This window comes from Gemmatimonadales bacterium, assembly GCA_035502185.1.
Classification (GTDB): Bacteria; Gemmatimonadota; Gemmatimonadetes; order Gemmatimonadales; family JACORV01; genus Fen-1245.
Window position 1 is genome coordinate 1 of sequence record DATJUT010000039.1, and the last position, 24,623, is coordinate 24,623.

The window sequence follows — 24,623 nt, forward strand, 5'->3', positions numbered from 1 at the left end:
GCGATCGGGTCGGCGAAGCCCTCGGGCATGACGCCCACCACGGTGAACGGCTCGCCGCTCATCGTCAGGCTGCGCCCGAGGACGCGCGGGTCGCCGTGAAACCGCTCGAGCCACAGCCGATGGCTCAGCACCACGAGCGGCGCGCCGACGCCCTCGTCGATGTTCGGCCCGTTCTCCTCGTCCCGGTCGAAGCCGCGGCCCAGCGCCGGCGGCGTGCGCAGCACGTCGAAGTAGTCGGCGCTCACCTGCAGCGTGCGGATCCGGCGGACGTCGTCGCCGGAGCCGATGTCGGCGCCGGTCTCGTCGTACGTGTTGGTGGCGGCGATGGCCTGCAGCGTGCTCGACGGCCCGCGGTAGGCGAGGAAATGGACCGGCGTCACGAACGACTCGGCCGTCGGGCGCTGGACCCACGCGGCGTAGATCCGCACCAGCTGTCCCGGCGAGGCGTAGGGGAGCGGCTTGAGGAGCACCGCGTCCACGGCGCTGAAGACGGCCGTGGTGCCGCCGATGCCGAGCGCCAGGGTGAGGACGACGGCGGTGGTGAAGCCCGGGCTGGTCCGCAGGCTCCGCCACGCGTAGCCCAGGTCCCGCGCGGCGACGTCGAGCCAGGAGACGCCGCGCTCGTCGCGACTCTCGTCCTTGGTGCGCTCGACGCCGCCCAGCGCGATGCGCGCTTGCCGCATCGCCTCGGCCGGTTCCACGCCGGCCTGCACGAGCTGCTCGGCCTCGCGTTCGAGGTGGTAGCGCAGCTCCTCGTCGAGGTCGCGCTCCAGCCCGCCCCGCCGGAACACCGCGCGCAGCCGGTAGCGCGCCTCGCTCAGCCACTCGCGCAGCACGGCCGTCCTGCCTACGCCATCCTCAGGACCAGCGCCACCGCCGCCGTCAGCTGCCGCCAGCTGTCGGCCTCGGTCTCGAGCTGCTTCCGCCCCGTGCGCGTCAGCTCGTAGAACTTGGCCCGGCGGTTGTTGTCGGACGCGCCCCAGCGGGGCGCGATCCAGCCGCGCCGCTCCAGGCGGTGCAGCGCCGGATACAGCGAGCCCTGCGGCACCTGCAGCGTGGCGCGCGAGACCTGGTGGAGACGCTCGGAGATCGCCCAGCCGTGCTGCGGGCCGAGCGACAGCGCCTTCAGGATCAGCAGGTCCAGGGTGCCCTGCGGGAGATCGAGCCGCTCGTCGGTCACGCGTGTCCCCTTGCGCTTCTACAGGACAGGATAGGCACCCACCTGTAGAAGTGCAAGGGGAGCGCCGGCCCGCGCGGCCGGGATCCGCGGACGGCCGCGCGCCAGGCCCCGCGTCAGAACCCCGCCGGCCGCTCGGCGACGACCCCGACGGCGCTCTCGAGCGCCAGGCCCGCGCGCGCCAGCGTCCCCTCGTCGAACAGGCGCCCGATCAGCGTGATGCCGTGCGGGACGCGCCGCGGCGGCGAGAACTTGGGGAGTGGATGCGCCGGATCCGGTGCCCAGTCGCTGCGCGCCTCCGCGACCTCGACGAAGCCCGCCCGCAGGGTGAGCGAGGGGTGGCCGGTGAAGTTGGTGATCGTCAGCTGCTCGTCCCGGAGCGAGGGCACCTGCAGCAGGTCCACCTGCGAGAGGACGCGCGCCATCTCCTGCGCCACCCGCCGGCGCAGCCGGTCGGCCTGCACCAGGTCCACCGCCGAGAGGAACCGCGACTGGCGGAACAGGTTGGGCCAGGCGTCGTCCACCTGCATCCGCAGCGTGTCGTCCTGCCCGCCGAGCGTCAGCTCCTCGAACGACGCGGCAGCCTCGGCGAACAGGACCGGCATCAGGGACGAATAGGGCCAGTCCGGCAGCGTCACGGGCGTCGGCACCATCCCGAGCGAGCGCATGGTCTCGAGCGCGGTGCGGTCCACGTCGGTCGCGGGGCTCTCCTTCATCCACGCGTCGACGTAGCCGACCTTGAGGCCCCGGACCGGCCGGGTGGCGTCGAAGTCCAGCCGGCACGGCACGCTCGACGGGTCGCCCGCGTCGGGACCGGTGATCGCGCGCAGCACCAGCATCGCGTCCTCGACCGACCGCGTCATCGGGCCGAGCTTGTCGAGCGACCAGCAGAGCGTCATGGCGCCGCCGCGCGGCACGCGGCCGAACGTCGGCCGCAGGCCGGTCAGTCCGCAGCGCATCGACGGGCTCACAATGCTGCCGTCGGTCTCGCTGCCGATGGCGAACGCGACCAGGCCCGCGGCGGTCGCGGCGCCCGGTCCGCAGCTGGACCCGGACGCCCCCTCCTCGAGCAGCCAGGGGTTCATCGTCTGGCCGCCGAACCAGACGTCGTTGAGCGCCAGGGCGCCGAGCGAGAGCTTGGCCACCAGCACCGCGCCCGCCTCGTCGAGCCGCCGCACCACCGTGGAATCCTCGGCCGGGATCCGGTCCCGGAACGGCTCCGCCCCCCAGGTCGTCCGGATGCCCGCGGTGTCGAGCAGGTCCTTGACCCCGTACGGAATGCCGTGCAGGGGGCCGCGGTACCGGCCCGCCGCCATCTCGCGGTCGGCCTGCGCCGCCCGGTCCAGCGCGCGGTCCTTCGCGAGGGTGATGACGGCGTTGACCTTCGCGTTGAGCCGCTCGATGCGGCTCAGGTAGATGCCGGTGAGCCGGGTCGAGGTGAGCTGGCGCGACTCGATCCAGCGCGAGAGCCGCGCCACCGGCGCGAAGGCGATGTCGTCGTCGCTCGATGGCAGCGGCGCGACGGCTGCGCTGCGGACGAACCGGTCGCGCGGGGGCCCCGCCTGGGCGCCGGGGATCGCCGGGTTCCACCCCAGCGCCGGCGTGTCGGTCGGAGCCAGGGCGACCTTGCGCGGGCCGGCCCGCCGCTCGAGGTACGGCGCCAGGGATCTGCGCCACGAGCGCGCGGCCTGCGTCCGGTGCGCGGGCGTCATCGCGACCTGCGCCAGCTTCTCGGCCTCGGCGAAAGTCGCCTCGGTGACCGGCGGGCCGGAGCCTGGGCCTGTCCCGAAGGTCGGCGGCGCGCCGGGCGCCGGCGTCTGCTGGCCGGCCGCGGCGCTCGCGCCCCTGCCGCCCTCGCGGCAGGCGCCGGCGACGGCGAGCAGGGCGACGGGCGCCTGGATCAGGAACTGGCGGCGGGTGTTCATCACGGCCTCCGGAGCGGTGCGGTAGCGGTCCGGCTCGGATGCGACGGGGGTGCCCAATAATACGCCCCGGCCCGCGCGCCGCACGACCGGGCCGGCGCCGCCCGCGGCCGGACGGCGACGCCCGCCGGCACGTCACGACACCTCGAGCGGCCCGAACCCCCGCAACAGGGACGTCTCCAGCTCCCGCTGGCGCACGAGCTGCCGCACCACCAGCGCCGGCGGGAAGCGGCGCATCACCCAGCCGTGCCACCAGGCGCGGAGCGCGCTCCGCGTCAGCAGCAGGTCGAGGTTCGACTCGGCAGCGCGGTGGTAGTGCGCGATGACCGGCTGCATCAGGCCGTTGAAGGTCGCCAGCGCGCGCGGCACGTCCGGAGTCTCGCGCAGCGACTTGTCGAGCGCCTCGGCGCCCAGCAGACCCATGGAGGCCCCCATGCCCGACAGGAAGCTCGGGCAGTACCCCGCGTCGCCGAGCAGGACCACCCGGCCCCTCGACAGCTCCGGCAGCGAGATCATTCCGACGCTGTCGCAGAAGACGTAGGCGCTGTCGGCCACGCGATCCACCAGGTCGCGGATCTTCGGCGGGAAGCGGTGACACGCCTGGTGCATCAGTGGGCGGACCTGATCCGACGGCGTGCCCGGGTTCAGCACGCCGCGGAAATACGACTGGATCACCAGCTTCCCATCCGGAAGAGGGAACAGCTGCACCGTCGTCCCCGGCTCGACGAACAGCTGGCACACCCGGTCGGGGACGTCGTGGCTCCCGTCCACCACCGCGGCGGAGTAGATGACGTCGAAGGGGCGGAATCCCTGGTCGCCCCACACCATCCGCCTGGTCGCCGAGCGGAGCCCCTCGGCGACCACGACGAGATCGAACCGCTCGCGGCGGCCGTCGGACCAGGCCACGTCGACCCCGGCCGCGCCCGGCTCGAGTGCCGTGAGGTGCACGCCGAACCGCACGGGGACGACCGTGTCCGCGGCGGCGAACAGCACGTGGTGCAGATCGGACCGCAGCAGGAAGACCGACCCCTTCACCGCCCGGTTCAGCAGCTCGAGCGGGAACTCCTGCACGAACTCGCCCTTCGCGTCGTACACCTGCGTGACGCGATACGGGATGCCGACGCGCCGGACTGCGTCCAGCAGCCCGAGAGAATGGACGATGCCGAGGCCGAAGTACTTGAGCGACAGCATGTAGCCGAGCCGGCGGAACGCCGGTGCGCTGTCCACCGTGACCACGTCGTGGCCGCTCGCGCGCAGGAACAGCGTCGCCGCGGAGCCGGTGATGCCGGCGCCCGACACCAGGATTCTCACCGCGCGGCCTCCGCGCCGATCGGCGTGGACCTCGCCATCACCCTGGGCGCCCGGTCCGGCTTCTCCTTCTTCAACCGAGGCCGACCAGGATCTCGGTCTCGCCGACCGCGAGTTCGACGCCGGCCGCCTTGGCGGCCTCGGCGAGCGCGGCCCTGAGCATCGCCACCGGGTCCCGGCTCACCTCGAGCCGCCGCAGCAGCCCCTCGCCCTTCTTCGTGCCCACCGTGAGGGTGATCTTGAGCCCGCGGCGCTTGCACGCCACGCGGGTGCCGTCGTCGAGCGTGACGTTCATCGGCTTGATGAACGCGTCGGCGTAGTGCACGCCCACGCCCGACTTGTCGGCGAACTGCGGCGGCAGCTTCTCCGCCGCCGCCTGGTTGACGTCGCACAGCTTCTTCATCGTCGCTCCGCGTGACCGTTCAGGTTCCCGGCCGCGGCGAGCCGCCCGGAGTCGGGCGCCGCCGCTTCAGCCCGCCACCGGCGCGTCCTCGCGCGCCAGCGCGCAGTGCAGCACTTCCAGCGCCAGCCCCCACTTGTGCTCGCGGCTCGACGCCGTGCAGTAGCAGCCGGCGGCGCTGGTGCCCCGCCGCCAGCTCACCACCGCGTCGAGCGGGTGGCCGAGCAGCGGCCGCTCGGTGGCGATGGCGCGCATCAGGGCCTCGCCGTCGGCGAGGTACTCGCACATGAACTTGTGCCCGAGGTCGCCCGGCACCGGGGCGCAGGAGAGATCCACGATCCGGTAGCCCTCCTCCCGCGACGCGAGCCGGATCCGGTACTCGAACGCCAGCGGCTGGCCGAGGTTCGAGCAGGTGGTGCCGTCGTAGCGGAAGGTCGCCTCGACCGACCCGTCGGCGAGGCATCGCATCCGCAGCCGCTCGTCGGCCCAGCGCCGCAGCACCGCGGGCGCCACCGAGTAGCGGGCGCCGGCCGTGAGCGGCACTCGTGCACCGGCGCCGGCCCCGTTCCCCCCGGCACCGGCCGTGGCGCCGTCGTCGGGCGACGGGTGCACCGACTCCAGCTGGCGGAGCGGACGGCGGTACGGCGCGCGCCGGTAGCGGCACCCCGCGAGCGCGCAGTTCGCGCACGGCACCAGCGTGGTGAGGCGCTGGACGCGCTCGACGTGCGGCGTGAGGCCGAACACCGCGAGCAGCGACTTCTTGGGGCGCAGCATCCCGGTCGGCAGCGCGCGCACGCCCTCGGGCAGGTCGCCGCGGCGCTCGAGGCCCACGAGATCCAGCAGCCTGCCCTGGTCGCCGATGTCCCAGTCGGGGTAGCCCGGGCTGTAGTGCGGCAGGACGGCGAGCGCGCGGCCGTCGGCCCACTCGCAGAGCCGGAACGCGGCCGCCGCGACCAGCGCCTCGACCACCGCCGAGCCGTACACCTCGAGGAAGAAGTACTCGTCGGGCTTCCCCTCCTCCCACAGCCAGCGCGCGTGCTCCTCGCACGCGCCGCCCGCGCCCACCGCCACCAGCATCGCCGACGTGGCCCCGGCCTGCGCCAGCATCTCGCCCAGGCGCGGGGCGTCGAAGGCCGTCCCCTCGATCTCGACGCGCCCGCCGGCCAGCGACAGGCCGCCGGCCTGCCGGGCGAACCACCACGGCCGGCCGTGCCCGGCGTACCAGCTCCGCGCCCACGCGGCCAGCTCCAGCGAGCGGCCGGTGACCTCGTGTTCCCGGGGCCAGCCCAGGAGGCGCCGGTACTCCGGCTCCTGGACCACGACCGCGGGCGCGGGGTCGGCCAGCTCGAGCAGCGCGGCGGCGCTCATCGGGCCGCGAGAAGCCTCGGCCGCCCCGTCACCGTCCGTCGCGCCGCCCGCACGATCCCGCTCGGCCGTCATGGCGTCACCGCGGCGCCCCCGGCGCCGGCGGCGGCGCCACCGGCGTCTCCACGGGCTGGAACTGGCAACCCTCCACGAAGTAGTGGAAGAAGTCCGGATGCGTCTCGAGCCGCACGTGCTCCACGCGCTCGACCAGCTGCTCCAGCTCCGCGCGCCGCGCCCGCGACAGCAGCGCGATGCTGGCGCCCTCGATGGCGGCGTTGCCCACCTGCCGGATCCGGGCGCCGTCGAGGTTCGGGATGAGCCCGATGCGCCGGGCCGAGTCCAGGTCGAGGTGGCGGCCGAACCCGCCGGCGAGGTAGAAGACGTCGAGATCCTCGAACCGCACGCCGTAGCGCTCCATCACGATGAACAGGCCCGCGACGTTGGCGCCCTTGGCCTGCGCCAGCTCGTTGATGTCGGCCTCGCGCAGCACGATCGGGCGTTCGCCGCGCGCGTCGAGCACCACCTGGCTCTCGCCGTCCTCGAGCCGGCCGAGCGCGTTCATCCGCCCGGTCCTCAGCAGCTCGCCCAGCGCGTCCACCAGCCCCGAGCCACAGATGCCCTCGGCGGGGCCCCCGCCGATGGTGGCGGTGCGGAACGCGCCGTCCGGCAGGATGCGCACCTGCTCGATGGCGCCCGGCAGGCCCGGCATCCCGCACAGGATCTTCCCGCCCTCGAACGCCGGCCCCGCCGGGCAGGACGCGGCGAGGATCCTGTGCCGGTTCCCGACGATCAGCTCGGTGTTGGTGCCGATGTCCATCACGGCCACCAGGCGCTCCTCGCGCTCGATGTCCACGGCCAGCATGCAGGCCGCCGCGTCGGCGCCGACGTGGCCGCTCACGATCGGCAGCCCGTAGACCCGCGCCCTGGGGTGGATCGGGAGGCGCAGCCGCGCCGGCGTGGCCGTCACGCAGGTGCCGGCGCGCTGCCCGTCGCGCGCCTCGACCTCGGTGATGGAGCGGTAGGGGTTCTGGCCGATCGAGTACACGTCGAGCCGGAAGAACAGGTCCCGCATCGTCGAGTTGCCGGCGACCACCATCTCGTAGATGGCGTGCGGGTCCACGCGGAACTCCTCGATCGCGTGGGTGAGGTACCCGGCGAGGGTGCGCTGGAGCAGCTTCCCGCGGTGGTGGGTGTCGAAGTGGATCCGCGACATCACGTCGGAGCCGCCGAACCGCTGCGGGTTCTCGAACGACGTGTCGGCGACCGCCTCGCCGCTCTCCAGGTCGAACAGCCGCAGCACCACCGTGGTGGTGCCGAGGTCGGCCGCGAGCCCCAGCAGCGGGGTGCCGGCCGCGGCGCGCGCGATGGGCCTGCCGTCGAGCAGCACCCGCTCGCCGTCCCGCGTCACGCACGGATCCCGCGGCACGCTGGCGAGGTGCACGGGGAGGTCGAGCGCGTGGCGCTCGATCCGCATCTCGCCGCGCCGCATCGTGTGGCAGCGCACCAGGCGCGGCGCCGCCGCGCCCTCCGGCACGGGCAGCACCCGCGCCTGGCACGAGAGGCGGAGGATTCCCGAGAGGTGGCTCTCGGCCGCGGTCCGCGGCGAGAGGTGCTCCATCCCCTCGGCGACCTCGACCATGCACTCCTTGCACTTGCCCTGGGTGATGCACGAGGTGGGGACGAACACGCCGAGCGCGCGCGCGGCGTCGAAAATCGACGTGCCCGGCCGGACGGTGCCGCGCCGGTGGTTGACGTGGAGCTCCACTCCGATCACGCGGGGCGGCTCAGCGCTGGATCCGCGCGCTGGCGCCCTGCGCGTAGGCGCGGACCTGCTCCAGGGTCGCCATCGTCGTGTCGCCGGGGAAGGTGGTCACGAGCGCCCCGTGCGCCCAGCCGAGCTTCACCGCCGCCTCGGGCGTCTCCCCCGCCAGCAACCCGTAGAAGAAGCCGCTGGCGAAACCGTCGCCGCCCCCCACCCGGTCGCGCACGTCGAGGTCGCAGGTCGGCGCGGCGCAGCGCTTCCCCGCCACCCACGCCACCGCGGTCCACGCGTGCCGGTTGGCCGAGTGCACCTCGCGCAGCGTCGTGGCCACCGCCTTGATGCCGGGGTACTTCGCGGTCACCGCGTCGATCATCGCGTAGAAGCGGCCCGGATCGAGCCCGGAGGCGGCGGCGGCCGCGGGTCCCCCGACGCCGAGGGCCTGCTGCAGGTCCTCCTCGTTGCCCACCAGCACGTCCACCTGCTCGACGATGCGGCCGATCACCTCGGCGGCCCGGGTCGCGCCGCCCCAGATGCTCCACAGCCGCTCGCGGTAGTTGAGGTCGAAGCTGGTGACGGCGCCGGCGGCCTTCGCGGCCTGCATCGCCTCGAGGATCAGCGGCCCGGTCGTGGCCGAGAGCGAGGCGAAGATCCCGCCGCTGTGGAACCAGCGCACCCCGCCGGCGAAGACGGCCTTCCAGTCGAAGTCGCCGGGCCCGAGCCGCGCGGCGGCCTCGTTGCTGCGGTTGTAGAACACGACCGGCGCGCGCACCCCGTGCCCACGGTCGCTGTAGACGGTGGCCATGTTGGGGCCGGTCACCCCGTCGTGCGCGAAGCGCTTGTAGAACGGGCGCACGCCCATCGCCCGCACCCGCTCCGCGATCAGGTCGCCGATCGGGTAGTCCACCATCGCGGTGACGATCGCCGTGTTGAGGCGGAAGCAGTCGGCGAGGTTCGCCGCGACGTTGAACTCGCCGCCGCTCACGTGGATGTCGCACCGGGTCGCCTTGCGGAACGGCACGACGCCCGGGTCGAGCCGGTGCACCAGCGCGCCGAGGCTCACGAGGTCGAGTGCGCCGGCCGCGGGGATCTTCAGGTCATGCGCCACGCGAAGCTCCGGATGAGTGAGGGCGCGGGCGGCCTCGCGTCACGACGCCGCCGCGCGGGGCGGGAGGCCGAACGGGTCGTCGCGCAGCCGGTACAGCGTCTCGCCGGCCTGGGGCACCAGCAGCCGGCCCTCCCCTTCCCGGTCGCGCCACGCCTCGGGGTGGATGGAGGCCGGATCCCGCCAGCCGAGGTTGATCTTGCGGCACAGGGCCTCCGGGATGCCGGTCGCCAGCGTCACGGTGGTCCGCGGGCGCTCCCGGCCGTCCTCGTAGCTGCCGAGCCCCTTCACGTGGGTCGAGTGCGCGAGGATGCCCCCGGGCACGTCGGCGAACCGCGCCATCTGCTTGAGGAAGTAGTCGCGCACGTGGTACCCGATGCGCTCGATCAGCGCGCCGTGGGTGGCCGAGACGCGGCCGATGTGCGGCCCGTAGATGATCAGCTCGCCGCCGTCGGCCACCACCGGCTCGAGCTTGTAGGCGCACTTCCCGCCGACCCACATCTCGTCGTACATCGGCGGCGCGCAGGACAGCACGCTCGCGAACGGCCGGTCCTTGTAGACGATGTGGATCCGGTTCGAGAGATCGGCCGCCGCGGACCACGCCTCCTCGGGGGTGCCGCAGAACAGCCCCGCCAGGCCGCCGGCGCGGACCACCAGGCTCATGCACAGGCGCGGCACCGGGAGCATCCGCGCCGCGATGTCCACCACCGCGCGCACCGGCGTGTGCTTGCGGCCGATGATCACGGGGCTGGTGATCAGCGCCCCGAGCCAGTGGAACATGTCGATGATCTCGGCGCCCGCGATGCCGGGGAACAGGTACTTGTTCCCGCCGGAGAACCCGACCACCTCGTGCGGGAACGTCGGCCCGACGATCAGGACGACGTCGTAGTCGAGGACCATCCGGTTGATGGTCACCGGCACCGGCTGGTGCATCATCCCGCCCGACAGCTCCTCCACCTGCTCGCGCGGGATGGTGCCGATCGTGGTCAGCTGGGCCGGGTCCTTCCAGGCGTGGTTCACCACCCGGCTCCGCGCGTACCGCGCGGCGCGCTCCCCGGGCGCCATCCCCAGCCGCGCGTCGATCGCCGCCTCGCTCATCGGCGGGTGCGTGCCGAGCGCGATGAGGAAGTCGAGCGCGCGCACGCGCCCCGCCAGGAGGTCGTACAGCACCCGGAACATCAGGCCGATGGGACCCGAGCGCGTCTGGTCGGGGATGATCGCGACCACCCGCTTCCCCTCCAGGCGCTCCCGCGCGATGAACTCCGCCGCGATCGCGCGGACCTCCGGCGCGCCGAGGTCGTCCGCGGGCGATCCGCGCCCGATCACGGGTCAGGCCCCGCCTTCCCAGTCGGTGTGGAACACGCCCTCCCGGTCGATCCGCCGGTAGGTGTGGGCGCCGAAGAAGTCGCGCTGTGCCTGGAGCAGGTTGGCCGGCAGCACCGCGGTCCGGTAGCTGTCGTAGTACGCCAGCGCGCTGCCGAAGGCCGGGACCGGCACGCCGACGTCCGCGGCGGTCGCGACCACCTTCCGCCAGCCGGCGGAGGCGTCCCGGATCGCAGCGGCGAAGTAGGGGTCGAGGAGCAGGTTCGGCAGCGCGGGGTCGCGGTCGTAGGCGTCCTTGATCTTGGCGAGGAATCGCGCGCGAATGATGCACCCGGCGCGCCACAGCGACGCGATGGAGCCGAACGTGAGGCCCCAGCGGTAGTGGTCGTCCGCGGCCCGCAGCAGCTGGAACCCCTGCGCGTAGGAGCAGATCTTGGAGGCGTACAGCGCGTCGCGGATCATCGCGATGAAGGCTGTCCGGTCGCCGGTGAACTTCGCGTCCGGCCCCGGGAGCACCCGCGCGGCGGCCACCCGCTCCGCCTTGAGGGCGCTCATCATCCGGGCGAACACGGCGACGGCGATGGTCTGCGCGGGCACGCCGAGGTCGAGGGCGGCGCCGCTGGTCCACTTGCCGGTGCCCTTCTGCTCCGCCGTGTCGAGGATCACCTGCACCAGCGGCTTGCCGGTGTCGGGGTCGCGCTTCGCCAGGATCGCGGCCGTGATCTCGATGAGGTAGCTGTCCAGCTCCCCCCGGTTCCATTCGGCGAACACGTCCCGCATCTCGGGCGCGGAGAGGCCGAGCACCCGCTCCATCAGGAAGTAGGCCTCGCCGATCATCTGCATGTCGCCGTACTCGATCCCGTTGTGCACCATCTTCACGAAGTGCCCCGCGCCGTCGGGGCCGATCCACTCGCAGCACGGCTGCCCGTCGCTCGCCCGGGCCGCGATCTTCTGCAGGAGGGGACCGACGACGGGCCACGCGTCCGGGTTCCCGCCCGGCATGATGGACGGGCCCTTGAGCGCGCCTTCCTCGCCGCCGCTCACCCCGGTGCCGACGTAGAGGATGCCGGTCCCCTGGAGCGCGGCGATGCGGCGGCGCGTGTCCTCGAAGAACGAGTTCCCGCCGTCGATCAGCACGTCGCCTTTCGCCAGCACGGGCCGCAGCTCCGCGACCACCGCGTCCACCGGCGAGCCGGCCGGCACCATCACCAGGATGCGGCGCGGCCGCTCCAGCTGCGCCAGGAACTCCGCCAGCACCCCGGCGACCGCCATCGGCTTGCCGGCGAACGCCGCGCGCGCGGCCTGCACCTTGTCCGCGTCGATGTCGTAGCCCGCCACCGAAAAGCCGTTGCGCGCCATGTTGAGCGCCAGGTTCCTGCCCATCACGCCGAGGCCGATCACCCCGACGGCCTTGTCCGCGCTCATCGCGCCGTCCTTTCCCTCACGGTTGCGCCGCTCACACGCCGGAGAACGCCGCGAACCCGCCGTCCACCGGGACGACGGTGCCGGTCACGAACGCGGACGCCGGCGAGAGCAGCCACAGCACGGTACCCAGCAGGTCCTCCGGCGTGCCGAACCGGCCCATCGGCGTGTGGGCGAGGATGCTCCGCCCGCGCGGCGTGAGGTCGCCCGACGCCCGGTCGGTCAGCAGGAACCGGTTCTGCTCGGTGAGGAAGAACCCGGGCGCGATCGCGTTCACGCGGATCCGGGGCGAGTACTCCTGGGCCATGTGCACGGCCAGCCACTGGGTGAAGTTGCTCACCGCCGCCTTGGCCGCCGAGTAGGCGGCGATGCGGGTCAGCGGCCGCAGCGCGTTCATGGACGAGACGTTCAGGATCACGCCGCTTTTGCGCTCGGCCATCGCGCGCCCGAACACCTGGCAGGGCAGGACCGTGCCGAGCAGGTTGAGATCGAGCACCGAGCGCAACGCCTCCGGCGGCAGGTCGAAGAAGCTCCCCGCCGGCCCCGTCGTGGCGCGCGGGTCGTTGCCGCCCGCCGCGTTGACCAGCGCGTCCACCCGTCCGAACTCGGCCACGATCTTCTCGTGCGCGGCGGCGAGCTTGTCCCGGTCCAGCACGTCGCCGTAGACCACGATGAACCGGCCGACGCCCGTGGGGATCCGGTGCACCAGCCGCTCGGCCATCGCCGGGTCGCGGTCGAGGATCGCGACGTTGGCCCGGCACCCCACCAGCGCGCAGGCCATCTCGCCCCCGAGGACGCCGGCGCCGCCGGTGATGACGACCGTCTGGTCGTGGAAGTCGTACAGCCGCGTCAGCTCCTCGAGGTCCATCGCCCCTCCGCACCTTCAAAGTGCGGTCCCCGGCGCGCGCGTGCCAGGCCTCGGCTCCGTCGCCTTGATCGCCGGCGGCGCCGGGCCCATGTTGAGCGCCGGTGGCGAGGTCAGGTCATAATATCTCCTGGGGGGGCGGGATGGGCGCACGGGTGTCCGGGGACGGGCCGGCGCGGCCGCGGATCGCCGCCGCGGCGGCCGTGGTGATGGGCATCGGGCTCGCGGCCGGCCCTGCCGCGGCCCAGGCGCCGGCGTACCGGGACACCAGCCTCTCCTTCGAGGCGCGCGCCGCCGACCTGGTGGGCCGGATGACGCTCGAGGAGAAGGTCTCCCAGATGAGCGACTTCGCCGCCGCGATCCCCCGGCTGGGCGTCCCCGCCTACAACTGGTGGAACGAGGCGCTGCACGGCGTCGCGCGCGCGGGTCTCGCCACCAGCTTCCCGCAGGCGATCGGGATGGCCGCCACCTGGGACGATTCGCTGATCTTCCGGGAGGCCGCGGTCATCGCCGACGAGGCGCGCGCCAAGTACCACGAGGTCCTCCGCCACGGCGACCCGGCGCGGTTCGAGGGGCTGACCTTCTGGTCGCCGAACGTCAACCTGTTCCGGGACCCGCGCTGGGGGCGCGGCCAGGAGACCTACGGCGAGGACCCGTACCTCGCCGGCCGGCTGGCGGTCCAGTTCGTGCGCGGCCTGCAGGGCCCGGACCCGCGCTACCTCGAGGCCGTGTCCACCCCGAAGCACTTCGCGGTGCACAGCGGGCCCGAACCGCTGCGGCACCAGTTCGACGTCCATCCGAGCGAGCGCGACCTGCACGAGAGCTACCTGCCCCAGTTCCGGGCCGCGGTCGTGGAAGGCGGCGCGCAGTCGGTGATGTGCGCCTACAACCGGGTGGACGGCTCCCCCGCCTGCGCCAGCGACCTGCTGCTCGAGGACGAGCTGCGCGGCCGGTGGGGATTCCGCGGCTACGTGGTGTCCGACTGCGACGCCGTCGCCGACATCTGGCGCACCCACCGGGTGGCGCCGGGCGCCGCGGAAGCCGCCGCGATGGCGCTCAAGGCCGGCACCGACCTGGACTGCGGGCGCAGCTACGACAGCCTGGCGGCCGCGGTGCGGCGGGGGCTGGTGAGCGAGGCCCTGGTGGACAGCGCCGTGACGCGGCTGATGACGGCGCGCTTCCGGCTCGGGATGTTCGATCCGCCCGCGCGGGTGACGTGGGCGCGGGTCCCGTTCCGCGACCTCGACGCGCCGGCCCACCGGGCCCTGGCGCTCCGGGTCGCGCGGGAGTCGATGGTCCTGCTCAAGAACGCCGGCGGCCTGCTGCCCCTGCGGCCCGACCTGGGCACGATCGCCGTCATCGGCCCCAACGCGGACCAGGTGCACGTGCTGCTCGGCAACTACAACGGGACGCCCGCCGATCCGGTCACGCCGCTGCGGGGGATCCGCGCGGCGGTCCCGCGCGCGACCCACGTGGTCTACGCCCAGGGCTCCGACGTGGCCGACAGCGTTCCGGTGACCACCGTGGTGCCGTCCGCCGTGCTGCGGACCGCCGACGGCCGGCGCGGCCTCGACGTGGCCTACTTCGCGGAGCGGACGATGGCGGGCGCGCCGCTGTGGACCGCGGTGGACACGACGCTCGACGCCGACTGGGAGGAGCGCGCGCCGCGCGCCGACATGAACCCCGACGACTTCGGCGTCCGCTGGACCGGGACGCTGCGGGCGCCGGCGACCGGCGCCTACCGGCTGGGCCTCATCGGGACGGTGCGGTACCGGCTGTGGCTCGACGACAGCCTGGTGGTGAAATCGTACTTCCCGCCGCGCAACGACGAGCCGAGCCGGCCGTGGTTCCCCTCGACCGCAGCGGTGCGGCTCGAGGCCGGCCGCGACTACCGGCTGCGGGTGGAGGGCGCGGAGTCGTACGGGGTGGCCGGCCTGCAGCTGCTGTGGGCGCCGCCGAGCGAAGTGCTGGAGGCCGAGGCGGTGCGCGCGGCCGAGGCGGCGGACGTGGTGGTCCTGTGTCTCGGCATCACCTCGCGGCTCGAGGGCGAGGAGATGCGCATCCACACCGCCGGCTTCGACGGCGGCGACCGCACCAGCCTCGACCTGCCGGCGCCGCAGCAGCGGCTGCTGGAGCGGATCGCCGCGGTGGGCAAGCCCGTCGTGCTGGTGCTCCTCAACGGGAGCGCGCTGGCCGTGAGCTGGGCGGCCGGCCACGTGCCGGCGATCCTGGAAGCGTGGTACCCCGGCCAGGCCGGCGGCACCGCGATCGCCGACGTGCTGTTCGGCCGCTACGACCCGGGCGGCCGGCTGCCGGTCACGTTCTACCGCGGCGTGGCCGACCTGCCGCCGTTCGACGACTACTCGATGGCGCACCGGACCTACCGCTTCTTCGACGGCGTGCCGCTGTATCCGTTCGGTTACGGGCTCGGCTATACCACCTTCGGCTACACGCGGCTGCGGACCAGCGCCGACACGCTGCGGCGCGGCGACACCGTGACGGTCGCGGTGGACGTGACCAACACCGGCGCCCGCGCGGGCGACGAAGTGGTGCAGCTCTACGTGCGCTACCCGGACTCGAAGCTGCCGCGTCCCATCCGGGACCTGCGCGGCTTCCGCCGGATCTCGCTGCTCCCGCACCAGACGCGGACGGTGCGCTTCCCGCTGGACGCCTCCGCGCTCGCCTACTGGGACACGGACGTCCACGACTGGGCGGTCGAGGACGGGCCGGTGGTCCTGGAGGTGGGCGCTTCCTCGGCGGACATCCGGCTGGAGAGGACGATCACGGTGGCGGGGCGGCCGTGAACCGGCCCGGCCGGGCGCCCCGGCGCGCCCTCGGCTTCGCGCTCGCGCTGGCCGCGGGCGCCTGCGCCCCCCGCGGCCGGCCGGTCGCGGCGCCCGCCGAGCACTGGCTCGGCACCTGGGCCCCGTCGCAGCAGCTCGTCGAGCCCCGCAACCTGCCGCCCGCCCCGCTCGCGCACTCGACGCTCCGCCAGGTCTTCCGGGTCTCGCTCGGCGGGCCGCGCATCCGCGTGCACCTCTCCAACCTGTTCGGCGACGGACCGATCGCCGTCGGCGCGGCGCGGATCGCGCGCTCGGCCGGCGGCTCCGCGATCGAGCCCGCGAGCGAGCGACCGCTGACTTTCGGCGGCGCCGACTCGGTGACGATCTCCGCCGGCCATGAGGCCACCTCCGATCCGCTCGACTTTCCGGTGGCCCCGCTGTCGGCGCTCGCCCTGACGCTCCGCATCGGCGCAGCGCCGGCCGCGCTGACGGGCCATCCCGGCTCGCGCACGACGTCCTATCTCGCGGCGGGTGACCACGTGTCGGAGCCGGAGCTGTCCGGCGCCGCCACGACCGAGCACTGGTACGTCATCGCCGGCCTCGACGTCGTCGCGGAGGGCGCGGCCGTCGTCACCCTGGGCAACTCCATCACCGACGGGCGCGGCTCCGGCACGAACCAGGACGACCGGTGGCCGGACGACCTCGCCCGGCGTCTCCAGGCCGATCCGCGGACCGCGCGCGTGGCGGTCCTCAACGCCGGCATCGGGGGAAACTGCCTCCTGAGAGACTGCCTCGGCCCCGCGGCCCTCTCGCGCCTGGACCGCGACGTGCTCGAGCCCCCGGGCGTCCGGTGGGTGATCGTCCTCGAGGGGGTCAACGACATCGGCAACGCGCGGGCGCCCGGCGCCGCCGCCGGCGTGGCGCAGGGCCTCATCGACGCCTACCGGCGGATCATCGCGCGGGCCCACGCCCGCGGCCTCAAGGTGTACGGCGCGACGATCACGCCGTTCGGCGGATCGTTCTACGACGGCCCGGAGCGCCAGGCCGCGCGCGACACCGTCAACCGCTGGATCAGGACGAGCGGCGCGTTCGACGCGGTGATCGACTTCGACGCCACGGTGCGGGACCCCTCGGACCCGAGCCGCCTGCAGAGCGCGCTCGACACCGGGGACCACCTGCATCCGAACGAGGCGGGCTACCACGCCATGGCGGACGCGATCGAGCTGTCCCTGTTCACGCCGTGATCCCCGCGCGCTTCCCGCACCGGGCGCCGGCTCCGGGCGGACTCGGCCGCGCGCTCCGCCTCCTCGCCGTCGCCCTGCCGGTCTGGCTGCTCGCCCGGCCGGCCGAAGCCCAGCTCCTGACGTTCACCCCCGACCATCCCGACGGGATCTACGACGTGGGCCGGCGGGTCGGATGGGCCGTCGGCGTGGCGCCGGGGCAGAGCGCGTTCCCGGGCACCTACACCTGGGTGGCGAAGCGCGACGGCGAGACGGTGGTCGGCCGCGGCGCGTTCACCCTCGACTCGCTCCGTGCGACGGCGCGGATCGAGACGTCGCTCCGCCGGCCGGGGATGATCCTCGTGGAGGTGCGGCCGCCGGCCGGCGACAGCGGGTTTCGCGGCGCGAGCAAGAGCGAGATCGGGCGCGTCCTCCTCGGTGCGGCGGTCGCGCCGACGCGGATCCGGCCGTCGGCGCCCCGACCGGCGGACTTCGACTCCTTCTGGACGGCGAAGCGCCGGGAGCTCGACGCCGTCCCCGCGGAGCCGGTCCTCACGCCGGCGGAGAGCGGCCGCCCCGGCGTGGAGTACTTCACCGTCCGGTTGAACAACATCCGCGGCGCCCACGTCTACGGGCAGCTCGCGAAGCCGGCGGGCGCCGGGCCGTTCCCCGGCCTCCTGATCTACCAGTGGGCGAGCCCGCCCTACCCGCTCCAGAGGTCGTGGGTGACGGATCGTGCCGCCGAGGGCTGGCTGGTGCTGAACGTCGAGCCGCACGACGTGCCGGGCGACCTGCCGCAGGCGTTCTACGACGCGCTGCCGCAGATCGTCAGGAACTACCGGACCATCGGCGAGCGGAGCCGCGACGAGAGCTACTTCCTCGCCATGTACCTCGGCGACCTCCGCGCGGCGGAGTACCTGGCGGACCGACCGGACTGGGACGGCCGGACGCTGGCGGTGACGGGCATCAGCATGGGCGGCCAGCAGAGCTTCGCCGTCGCCGGCCTCGACCCCAGGGTGACGGCGCTGGTCGTGGACGTGCCGGCCGGCAGCGATGCCCTCGGGGCCCTGCACGGGCGAGCGCCGGAGTACCCGAACTGGGACCTGGCGCTGCCCGAGGTCCGCCGGACCGCGCCGTACTTCGACGTGACCAACTTCGCCCCGCGCATCGTCGCGCGCTCGATGGTGGCGATGGGATTCATCGACGAGACCTGCCCGCCGGCCGGCATCTGGGCGACCTTCAACGCGATCCGCGGGCCCAAGGAGGCCGTGCCCATGGTGGACTCGCCGCACAACCACATGGCGACGGCCGAGGAGCAGCAGCCGTACACCCGGCGCGCGGCCCGGTGGCTGGGCGTGCTGGTGCAGGGCGGCGACCCGACGGCGGCGGCCGGCGGCCCGTGAGCGCGAGCCAGCGGCGCGGGTGGCGGTGAAGATCCGCGGCCTCCGGTGGTGGATCATCGGCCTGCTGATGCTGGGCTCGATGATCAACTACCTCACCCGCAGCACGCTGGCGGTCGCGGCCCCGACGCTGCTCACCGACCTCCACATCACCGCGAAGCAGTACTCCTGGATCGTCGGGATCTTCCAGGGCGCGATCATGCTGCAGCCGGCGGCGGGCTACGCGCTGGACGTGGTCGGCCTCAAGCTCGGCCTGGCGCTGTTCGTCACCGCGTGGTCGCTGGTGAGCATGGCGCACGCCCTGGCGCGCACCTGGCCCGCGTTCGCCGGGCTCCGCGGCCTGCTGGGGCTCGCGGAGGGCTCGGCCAACCCGGCGGGGATGAAGGCCACGGCCGAGTGGTTCCCGGCGAAGGAGCGCGGGCTGGCCGGCGGCGTGTACAACATCGGCGCGTCGGTGGGCTCGATGCTGGCGCCGCCGCTCGTGGTGTGGGCCATCCTCGCCTCCAGCTGGCAGTTCGCGTTCATCATCACCGGCGGCCTGGGGTTGGTGTGGGTCGCGCTGTGGCTGGCGTTCTACCGGCCGATCGAGCGGCACCCCGCGCTGGCGGAGGAGGAGCGGACCCACATCGTCTCGGGGCAGGAGCGCTACCTCGACGACGACGGGGCGCGCCCCTCGATCCTCCGCCTCGCGCGGCAGCGCAACTTCTGGGGGATCGCCGTCCCGCGGTTCCTGGCGGACCCGACCTGGGGCACGCTCACCTTCTGGGTGCCGCTCTACCTGTCGCAGGTGCGGCACTTCGACCTCAGGCAGATCGCGCTGTTCGCCTGGATGCCGTTCCTCGCCGCGGACGTCGGATGCCTGGCGGGCGGCTTCGTGAGCCTGCAGCTGCAGCGGCGCGGCATGCGCCTGCTCGACGCGCGGCGCTCCGCCTTCACGCTCGGCGCCGTGCTGATGAGCGGCGTCGCGTGCGCCGGCTTCGTGCGGAGCCCCTACGCCGCGGTCGCGCTGATCAGCCTCGCGGGCTTCGCGCACCAGACGCTGTCGGTCACGGTGATCACGATGGCCTCGGACCTGTTCCGGCGGAGCGAGGTCGCCACCGTGGCGGGGATGGCCGGCACCTGCGGGAACGCGGGGCTGCTGGTCTTCAACCTGCTGATCGGCGGCCTGGTGGCCACGGTGGGCTACACGCCGTTCTTCGTCTGTCTCGGCGTCCTGGACCTGGCGGGCGCGGCGGTGCTGTGGACGGTGGTGCGCGAGCCTGCCGCCGCGTCGGCGTGACCTCACACCCTACACCCTCACACCCTACACCCGGCTGAGCCCGCCATGGCCACGATCCGCAACCCCATCCTCCCCGGCTTCAATCCCGACCCTTCCATCGTTCGCGTGGGCGATGACTACTACATCGCGACCTCGACCTTCGAGTGGTATCCGGGCGTGCAGATCCACCACTCGCGCGACCTGGTGCACTGGCGGCTGCTGACGCGGCCGCTGCGGCGCGCCAGCCAGCTCGACCTGCGTGGCGACCCCGATTCGTGCGGCGTGTGGGCGCCGTGCCTCAGCTGGGCGGACGGGAAGTTCTGGCTGATCTACACCGACGTGAAGCGTTACGCCCGCACCAGCGTACCGAGCGCCTCCGGCGCCTCGATGCGCGACTTCCACAACTACCTGGTGACCGCGGAGACGATCGAGGGCGAGTGGAGCGACCCGGTCCACCTCAACAGCAGCGGCTTCGACCCGTCGCTGTTCCACGACGACGACGGCCGGAAGTACCTCGTCAACATGCTGTGGGACTGGCGGCCGGGTCACAACCACTTCGGCGGCATCGTGCTGCAGGAGTACTCGGTCGCGCAGCGCCGCCTGGTGGGCGAGCGGGTCAACGTCTTCCGGGGCACCGCCATCGGGCTCACCGAGGCGCCGCACCTCTACAAGCGCGGCGGATGGTACTACCTCGTCACCGCGGAGGGCGGCACGTTCTGGGACCACTCGGTGACGATGGCGCGCTCGCACGGCCTGCGGGGGCCCTACGAGCTGCACCCCGACACCTACGTCCTGACGGCGCGGCGGCGGCCCGAGCTGCCGCTCCAGAAGTCGGGGCACGCCGACCTGGTCCAGACGCAGGCCGGCGAGACGTACATGGTGTACCTCGCGAGCCGGCCGCTGCCCAACCGCGGCCGCAGCCCGCTGGGCCGCGAGACGGCGATCCAGCCGATGGTCTGGTCGCCCGACGGCTGGCTCCGCACCACGGACGGCGAGGGCGTGCCGCAGCTCGAGGTGCCCGCGCCGCCGCTGCCGGCGCATCCCTTCCCCGCTCCGCCCGCGCGCGAGGACTTCGACGGCCCCGCGCTGCCGATCGAGTTCCAGTGGCTGCGCACGCCGTTCCCGGACGAGCTGTTCAGCCTCACGGCGCGGCCGGGCCACCTCAGGCTCTACGGCCGCGAGACGCCGGGCAGCTGGTTCCGGCAGGCGCTGGTGGCGCGTCGCCAGCAGGCGCACTGCTTCGGCGCGGCGACGATGCTCGAGTTCGAGCCGGAGCACTACCAGCAGATGGCCGGCCTGATCTGCTACTACGGCGGCAACAAGTACCACTACCTGTACGTCGGCCACGACGAGACGGTGGGCAAGCACCTGCGGGTGATGAGCGCCTTCCCCGAGGGGCCGGCCGCTGACGCGCTCACGCCGCCGATCCCCGTCGCACCGGGGAAGCGGATCGAGCTCAAGGCCGAGGTGGACTACTCGCGGCTCCACTTCGCGTATCGCGTCGAGGGCGTGGACCGCGAGTGGCGCTGGCTGGCGGAGCAGTTCGACGCCAGCATCCTGTCGGACGAGGCCAGCGCGCCCGGCGCGCCGAATTTCACCGGCGCGTTCGTCGGGATGGCGTGCCAGGACCTGGCCGGCACCGCTCTTGCGGCCGACTTCGACTGGTTCGAATATCGCGAGCGGGAGTACGTGGCGACGCCGGGGCGCCGGCCGGCGAACATCCAGCCGCCGGGCGACCGCGCCGAACGATCGAGCGGGAGGAGGCCGCGGTGATCACGCTGACGGACGTTCTCCTCGAGGAAGCCCGGACGACCTATGCGGTGACCGAGAAGCTGTTCCGGCGCGTGAGCGACGCCGATCTCGCCTGGAAGCCCTCGGCCTCCGGCACCGAGTGGATGACCACGGGCCAGCTGCTGATGCACTGCGCGTGCTTCGGCTGCGGCAAGGCGGCGCACGGCTTCGTCACCGGCGACTGGGGGGGCGAGCTGGCGGAGTACGGCGAGGCGGGCACGCACGCCCAGCTGCCGACCGCGGCCGAGCTCCCGGCGGTCGAGAGCGTGGTGCAGGCGCAGCGGCTGCTGGAGGTGGATCGGACGCTGACGCTGGACGCCATCGCGCAGGCCGACGCCGCGGACCTGCTGGGCGGACGGCTGCCGGCGCCGTGGGGCGGGCCGCCGCTCACGCTGTTCCAGCACATCCTCCACATGATCGCACACCTCGCCCAGCACAAGGGCCAGCTGTTCTACTACCTGAAGCTGATGGGGAGAGACGTGGGCACGGCGGACCTGTGGGCCGCGTAGCGGCCGCACTGGTCCTCGCCGCCCTCGGCGGCGTCGCGTTCCCGGCGCGCGCCCAGACCCGGGCCGAGACCTTGCGCGCGGTGCGCCTCGTCGCCGACGGCGTGCTGCGGGACGCGACGTTCGACTTCGTGGACTCGGCGACGGGGCGCCACGTCGCCTCGCCCGACAGCGCGCCGGCCGGCGCGCGGGTCCGCATCGCCAGCGTCTACAACGACTGGCGCTACTGGAACGGCGTCCTCAACCTGGCGATGGGCCGCCTGGCGGGCGCGACGGACGACGCGCGCTACCGCACCTTCGCGGGCCGCAACATCGTCTTCGCCTTCGACCACGCCGCGTGGTTCGCCGCGCGCTACCACGGCGAGGACCGGTGGGCCTATCCGTTCGCGCACCACTTCGGGATGGTGGAGTTGGACGACTACGGCGCCGAGGGCGCCGTCACGACCGACCTCCTGGTCTCCGGGCCGGACGACCGGCTGAAGCAGTACGTCGAGCGCGCGGCCCGCTACGCGACGACGGACCAGGTGCGCCTGCCCGACGGGACGCTGGCGCGGAGCCGCCCGCGGCGGTTCACGATCTGGGCCGACGACCTGTTCATGAGCGTGCCGTTCCTGGTGCGGACCTATGCGCGCACCGGCGAGCAACGCTGGCTGGACGACGCGGTGCACCAGGCGATCAGCTACCACCGGCACCTCGACGATCCGCGGACCGGCCTGATGTACCACAACTGGTACAGCGACAGCGCGGGCGGCGAGGGCGCCGGCGCGCAGCACGGCGTGGCGTTCTGGGGTCGCGCCAACGGCTGGGCGATGATGGCGCAGGCGGAGCTGCTGGACCGGCTCGGGCCGGGCGACCGGGCGCGCGACACGGTGCTGGCGCTGTTCCGCCGCCAGGTCGCGGCGCTGGCCCGCTACCAGGACTCGACCGGCCTGTGGCACCAGCTCCTCGACAAGCCTGACTCGTACCTCGAAACCTCGGCCAGCGCGATGTTCGTCTACGCGATCGCGCGGGGCGTGTCGCAGCACTGGCTGCCCGCGGCGTACGCGGCGGTGGCGCGGAAGGGCTGGCAGGGCGTGATGACGCGGATCCGGCCGGACGGGCAGATCGAGGGCACCTGCGCCGGCACGGGCACCAGCGACGACATCGCGGATTACTACGCGCGGCCGACGCCCCTCAACGACGTCCACGGCGTCGGACCGCTACTGCTGGCGGGCGCGGCGATCCTGCAGCTCGGGCCATGACGCGGGGCCCCGGCGCCGGGGCCGACGCCTACTGCCCCGGCGCCAGGCCGATCATCCGGTAACGACCCGATGCGTGCAGCAGGCCGAAGAGGTAGAGGCAGCCGTCGTAGTAGCGCCACCGGCCGCGGGTCGGACGGACGTACCACAGCTCGCGGACGAAGTCGAGCGCGCGGGGACCGGTCGCGACGAGGCTGGCCACGGCGTTCATCGCCACCAGGCCCGGGGAGTGGTCGCGCTCCAGCTGCCTACCGTCCAGCGTGAACATGTTGCCGTAGGTCGCGAGGCCCTGCCGCGCGAAGAACGCCTGCAGCCGGTTCGCCTCGTCCACCGCCGCCGGATCCCCGCCCCACCAGTACCGGTCCACCGCGATGTTCTGGATCACCCGCCACGCGTCGGCGCGGAAGTCGGCGTGGCTGGCGCCGGCGCGGCTCCAGGGGTCCGTCGGGGCGCCGTCGAAGCGCGCGTAGTCCGGGAACAGGCCCGTCTCCGGACGCGCGGCGGCGTGGAGGAAGGCGCGGCTCGCCCGGGCGATCTCGCGCCAGGCATCGTTGTCCCGCCTCGCCCAGCGGGCGAACAGCTCGTAGAACGCGGGCAGGTGGTAGGACGGATCGGTGAAGCCCGCCCCGGGACCGCGCGGCACGAACACGACCAGCCTGGTGGCCGGGTCGAACATCGGCCCGACGCCCGAGGCGGGCTCGGTCCAGCGGTCCTGGTGCAGCATGTGGTCGAGGATGTCGTCGGCCGCCGCGCGGTAGGTGGTGTCCCCCCAGCGCTGCCACGCGAAGAACAGGGCCATCGCGAAGTACTGCTCGCCGTCCGGCGCGGGGCCGTGGTCGCGGATCGTGCCGTCGGGGTTGGCCTCCCAGGCGAAGTAGCCCGCGAGGTCGCCGGCGGCGTTGCGCATCCGGCGGCGGGCGAAGTTCCACAGCCGGTCGAACTGCGGCCGCAGGTCCGCCTGCACGGCGAGCATCATCCCGTAGGACATCCCCTCCGAGCGGACGTCGCCGTTGCCGCTGTCGAGGATGTAGGCCTCGTCCGCGCCCAGGGTGTCGTAGTTGCGGATGGTCGAGTCGCCGAAGAAGAAGTCGTGGATCGCGGCGTCCACCTTGGCCGCGATCTCCGAGTCGGTCTTCCCGATCTCGCGGAACAGGTTGCGGTAGACGCCGCTGGCGGCGACGGGCGCCGCCTGCGCCAGGGCGTCGGCCACGAGCGGCGCCGGGGCCCCGGGCACGGCGCGCAGCGCCGCCGCAGCCGCGGCGGCGGCGAGCAGCGCGCGCGCGGGCGCTCTCAGGGCCGCCTCACCCGCCGGGGCCGCGGAACCGCTGCGATTGCTGCACGCTGTAGTCGGTCAGCATCCGCTCGTACGCCACGTCCATCAGCGGGCTCGACAGCACGAAGTCCGCGGTGGCGCGGTTGCAGGCGATCGGCACGTTGCACACCACCGCGATGCGCAGCAGCGCCTTGACGTCCACGTCGTGGGGCTGCGGCTCGAGCGGGTCCCAGAAGAAGATCACGAAGTCGATGCGGCCCTCCGCGATGCCCGCGCCGACCTGCTGGTCGCCCCCGAGGGGTCCGCTGAGGAACCGCGTGACGTCCAGGCCGAGCTCCTTCCCGATCAGCGCGCCGGTCGTCCCCGTCCCGTACAGCTCGTGGCCGGCGAGGGTGCCGCGGTTGAAGCGGGCCCACTCGAGCAGGTCGTCCTTGCGGTTGTCGTGCGCGATCAGCGCGATCCGCTTGCGGCGGTGCATCTGCACCCTGCGGGGTTCCACCTGATCCTC

20 protein-coding genes are annotated in these 24,623 nt (G+C 73.6%); 7 read left to right on the top strand and 13 right to left on the bottom strand.

From position 1 onward, the window contains the following. The 11 genes from VMF70_05130 to VMF70_05180 all read right to left on the bottom strand — a co-directional run. Positions 1-836, bottom strand: an 836-nt coding sequence (locus tag VMF70_05130; protein HTT67391.1) for an ABC transporter permease, incomplete at its 3' end; no start/stop codon positions are given. 11 nt (positions 837-847) lie between these two features. Continuing rightward, positions 848-1,180 carry a PadR family transcriptional regulator gene (locus VMF70_05135; protein HTT67392.1) on the bottom strand — a complete coding sequence of 111 codons (333 nt, stop codon included), beginning with the start codon at positions 1,178-1,180 and terminating at the stop codon, positions 848-850. Between the two features lie 113 nt (positions 1,181-1,293). Continuing rightward, complete coding sequence (locus tag VMF70_05140; GenBank protein ID HTT67393.1) at positions 1,294-3,102, bottom strand: amidase; 1,809 nt, start codon at positions 3,100-3,102, stop codon at positions 1,294-1,296. Positions 3,103-3,234: 132 nt separating this feature from the next. Next, entirely contained in the window at positions 3,235-4,410 is a 1,176-nt protein-coding gene (locus tag VMF70_05145) for an FAD-dependent monooxygenase (protein HTT67394.1), read from the bottom strand. 70 nt (positions 4,411-4,480) lie between these two features. Further along, the gene (locus VMF70_05150) at positions 4,481-4,810 is read right to left on the bottom strand and encodes a hypothetical protein (GenBank protein ID HTT67395.1); all 330 of its coding nucleotides are present in this window, start codon (positions 4,808-4,810) and stop codon (positions 4,481-4,483) included. A gap of 66 nt (positions 4,811-4,876) precedes the next feature. After that, positions 4,877-6,247, bottom strand: coding sequence for a hypothetical protein (locus VMF70_05155; GenBank protein HTT67396.1), 1,371 nt, complete (start codon positions 6,245-6,247; stop codon positions 4,877-4,879). Positions 6,248-6,251: 4 nt separating this feature from the next. Continuing rightward, positions 6,252-7,946, bottom strand: a complete 1,695-nt coding sequence (locus tag VMF70_05160) for an ASKHA domain-containing protein (protein HTT67397.1) — start codon at positions 7,944-7,946, stop codon at positions 6,252-6,254. 10 nt (positions 7,947-7,956) lie between these two features. Beyond that, a complete protein-coding gene (locus VMF70_05165) occupies positions 7,957-9,039 on the bottom strand; it encodes a sugar kinase (protein ID HTT67398.1) in 1,083 nt (360 codons plus the stop codon). Between the two features lie 39 nt (positions 9,040-9,078). Beyond that, complete coding sequence (locus tag VMF70_05170) at positions 9,079-10,362, bottom strand: lactate racemase domain-containing protein (protein ID HTT67399.1); 1,284 nt, start codon at positions 10,360-10,362, stop codon at positions 9,079-9,081. 3 nt (positions 10,363-10,365) lie between these two features. Then, complete coding sequence (gene gndA, locus VMF70_05175; GenBank protein ID HTT67400.1) at positions 10,366-11,784, bottom strand: NADP-dependent phosphogluconate dehydrogenase; 1,419 nt, start codon at positions 11,782-11,784, stop codon at positions 10,366-10,368. Positions 11,785-11,815: 31 nt separating this feature from the next. Next, positions 11,816-12,649, bottom strand: coding sequence for an SDR family oxidoreductase (locus VMF70_05180; protein HTT67401.1), 834 nt, complete (start codon positions 12,647-12,649; stop codon positions 11,816-11,818). Positions 12,650-12,789: 140 nt separating this feature from the next. Between VMF70_05180 and VMF70_05185 the strand changes: the two genes are divergently transcribed. The 7 genes from VMF70_05185 to VMF70_05215 are packed head-to-tail and all read left to right on the top strand — an operon-like array spanning position 12,790 to position 22,845. Beyond that, on the top strand, positions 12,790-15,450 hold the full coding sequence (locus tag VMF70_05185) for a glycoside hydrolase family 3 C-terminal domain-containing protein (protein HTT67402.1): 2,661 nt from the start codon (positions 12,790-12,792) through the stop codon (positions 15,448-15,450). After that, entirely contained in the window at positions 15,447-16,673 is a 1,227-nt protein-coding gene (locus VMF70_05190; protein HTT67403.1) for an SGNH/GDSL hydrolase family protein, read from the top strand. The genes VMF70_05185 and VMF70_05190 overlap by 4 nt, the downstream gene beginning before the upstream one ends. Continuing rightward, entirely contained in the window at positions 16,670-18,052 is a 1,383-nt protein-coding gene (locus VMF70_05195; protein HTT67404.1) for an acetylxylan esterase, read from the top strand. Before VMF70_05190 ends, VMF70_05195 begins: the two co-directional genes overlap by 4 nt. Positions 18,053-18,077: 25 nt before the next feature. Further along, entirely contained in the window at positions 18,078-19,328 is a 1,251-nt protein-coding gene (locus VMF70_05200) for an MFS transporter (GenBank protein ID HTT67405.1), read from the top strand. Positions 19,329-19,373: 45 nt separating this feature from the next. Further along, complete coding sequence (locus VMF70_05205) at positions 19,374-21,080, top strand: glycoside hydrolase family 43 protein (protein HTT67406.1); 1,707 nt, start codon at positions 19,374-19,376, stop codon at positions 21,078-21,080. Continuing rightward, on the top strand, positions 21,077-21,607 hold the full coding sequence (locus VMF70_05210) for a DinB family protein (protein ID HTT67407.1): 531 nt from the start codon (positions 21,077-21,079) through the stop codon (positions 21,605-21,607). The genes VMF70_05205 and VMF70_05210 overlap by 4 nt, the downstream gene beginning before the upstream one ends. Continuing rightward, the gene (locus VMF70_05215; GenBank protein HTT67408.1) at positions 21,595-22,845 is read left to right on the top strand and encodes a glycoside hydrolase family 88 protein; all 1,251 of its coding nucleotides are present in this window, start codon (positions 21,595-21,597) and stop codon (positions 22,843-22,845) included. Before VMF70_05210 ends, VMF70_05215 begins: the two co-directional genes overlap by 13 nt. Before the next feature lie 28 nt (positions 22,846-22,873). Here the strand turns inward: VMF70_05215 and VMF70_05220 are convergent, their stop codons facing one another. Further along, a complete protein-coding gene (locus VMF70_05220) occupies positions 22,874-24,076 on the bottom strand; it encodes a glycosyl hydrolase family 8 (GenBank protein HTT67409.1) in 1,203 nt (400 codons plus the stop codon). A gap of 67 nt (positions 24,077-24,143) precedes the next feature. After that, on the bottom strand, positions 24,144-24,614 hold the full coding sequence (locus tag VMF70_05225) for a methylglyoxal synthase (protein ID HTT67410.1): 471 nt from the start codon (positions 24,612-24,614) through the stop codon (positions 24,144-24,146). Between the last annotated feature and the right edge of the window lie 9 nt (positions 24,615-24,623).

What these genes read in the sequence shown, in the direction of transcription:
- VMF70_05155 (HTT67396.1), bottom strand. Translation starts at nt 6,247, where the DNA reads ATGACGGCCGAGCGGGATCGTGCGGGCGGCGCGACGGACGGTGACGGG.
- VMF70_05180 (HTT67401.1), bottom strand. Translation starts at nt 12,649, where the DNA reads ATGGACCTCGAGGAGCTGACGCGGCTGTACGACTTCCACGACCAGACG.
- VMF70_05185 (HTT67402.1), top strand. Translation starts at nt 12,790, where the DNA reads ATGGGCGCACGGGTGTCCGGGGACGGGCCGGCGCGGCCGCGGATCGCC.
- VMF70_05150 (HTT67395.1), bottom strand. Translation starts at nt 4,810, where the DNA reads ATGAAGAAGCTGTGCGACGTCAACCAGGCGGCGGCGGAGAAGCTGCCG.
- VMF70_05140 (HTT67393.1), bottom strand. Translation starts at nt 3,102, where the DNA reads ATGAACACCCGCCGCCAGTTCCTGATCCAGGCGCCCGTCGCCCTGCTC.
- gndA (HTT67400.1), bottom strand. Translation starts at nt 11,784, where the DNA reads ATGAGCGCGGACAAGGCCGTCGGGGTGATCGGCCTCGGCGTGATGGGC.
- VMF70_05205 (HTT67406.1), top strand. Translation starts at nt 19,374, where the DNA reads ATGGCCACGATCCGCAACCCCATCCTCCCCGGCTTCAATCCCGACCCT.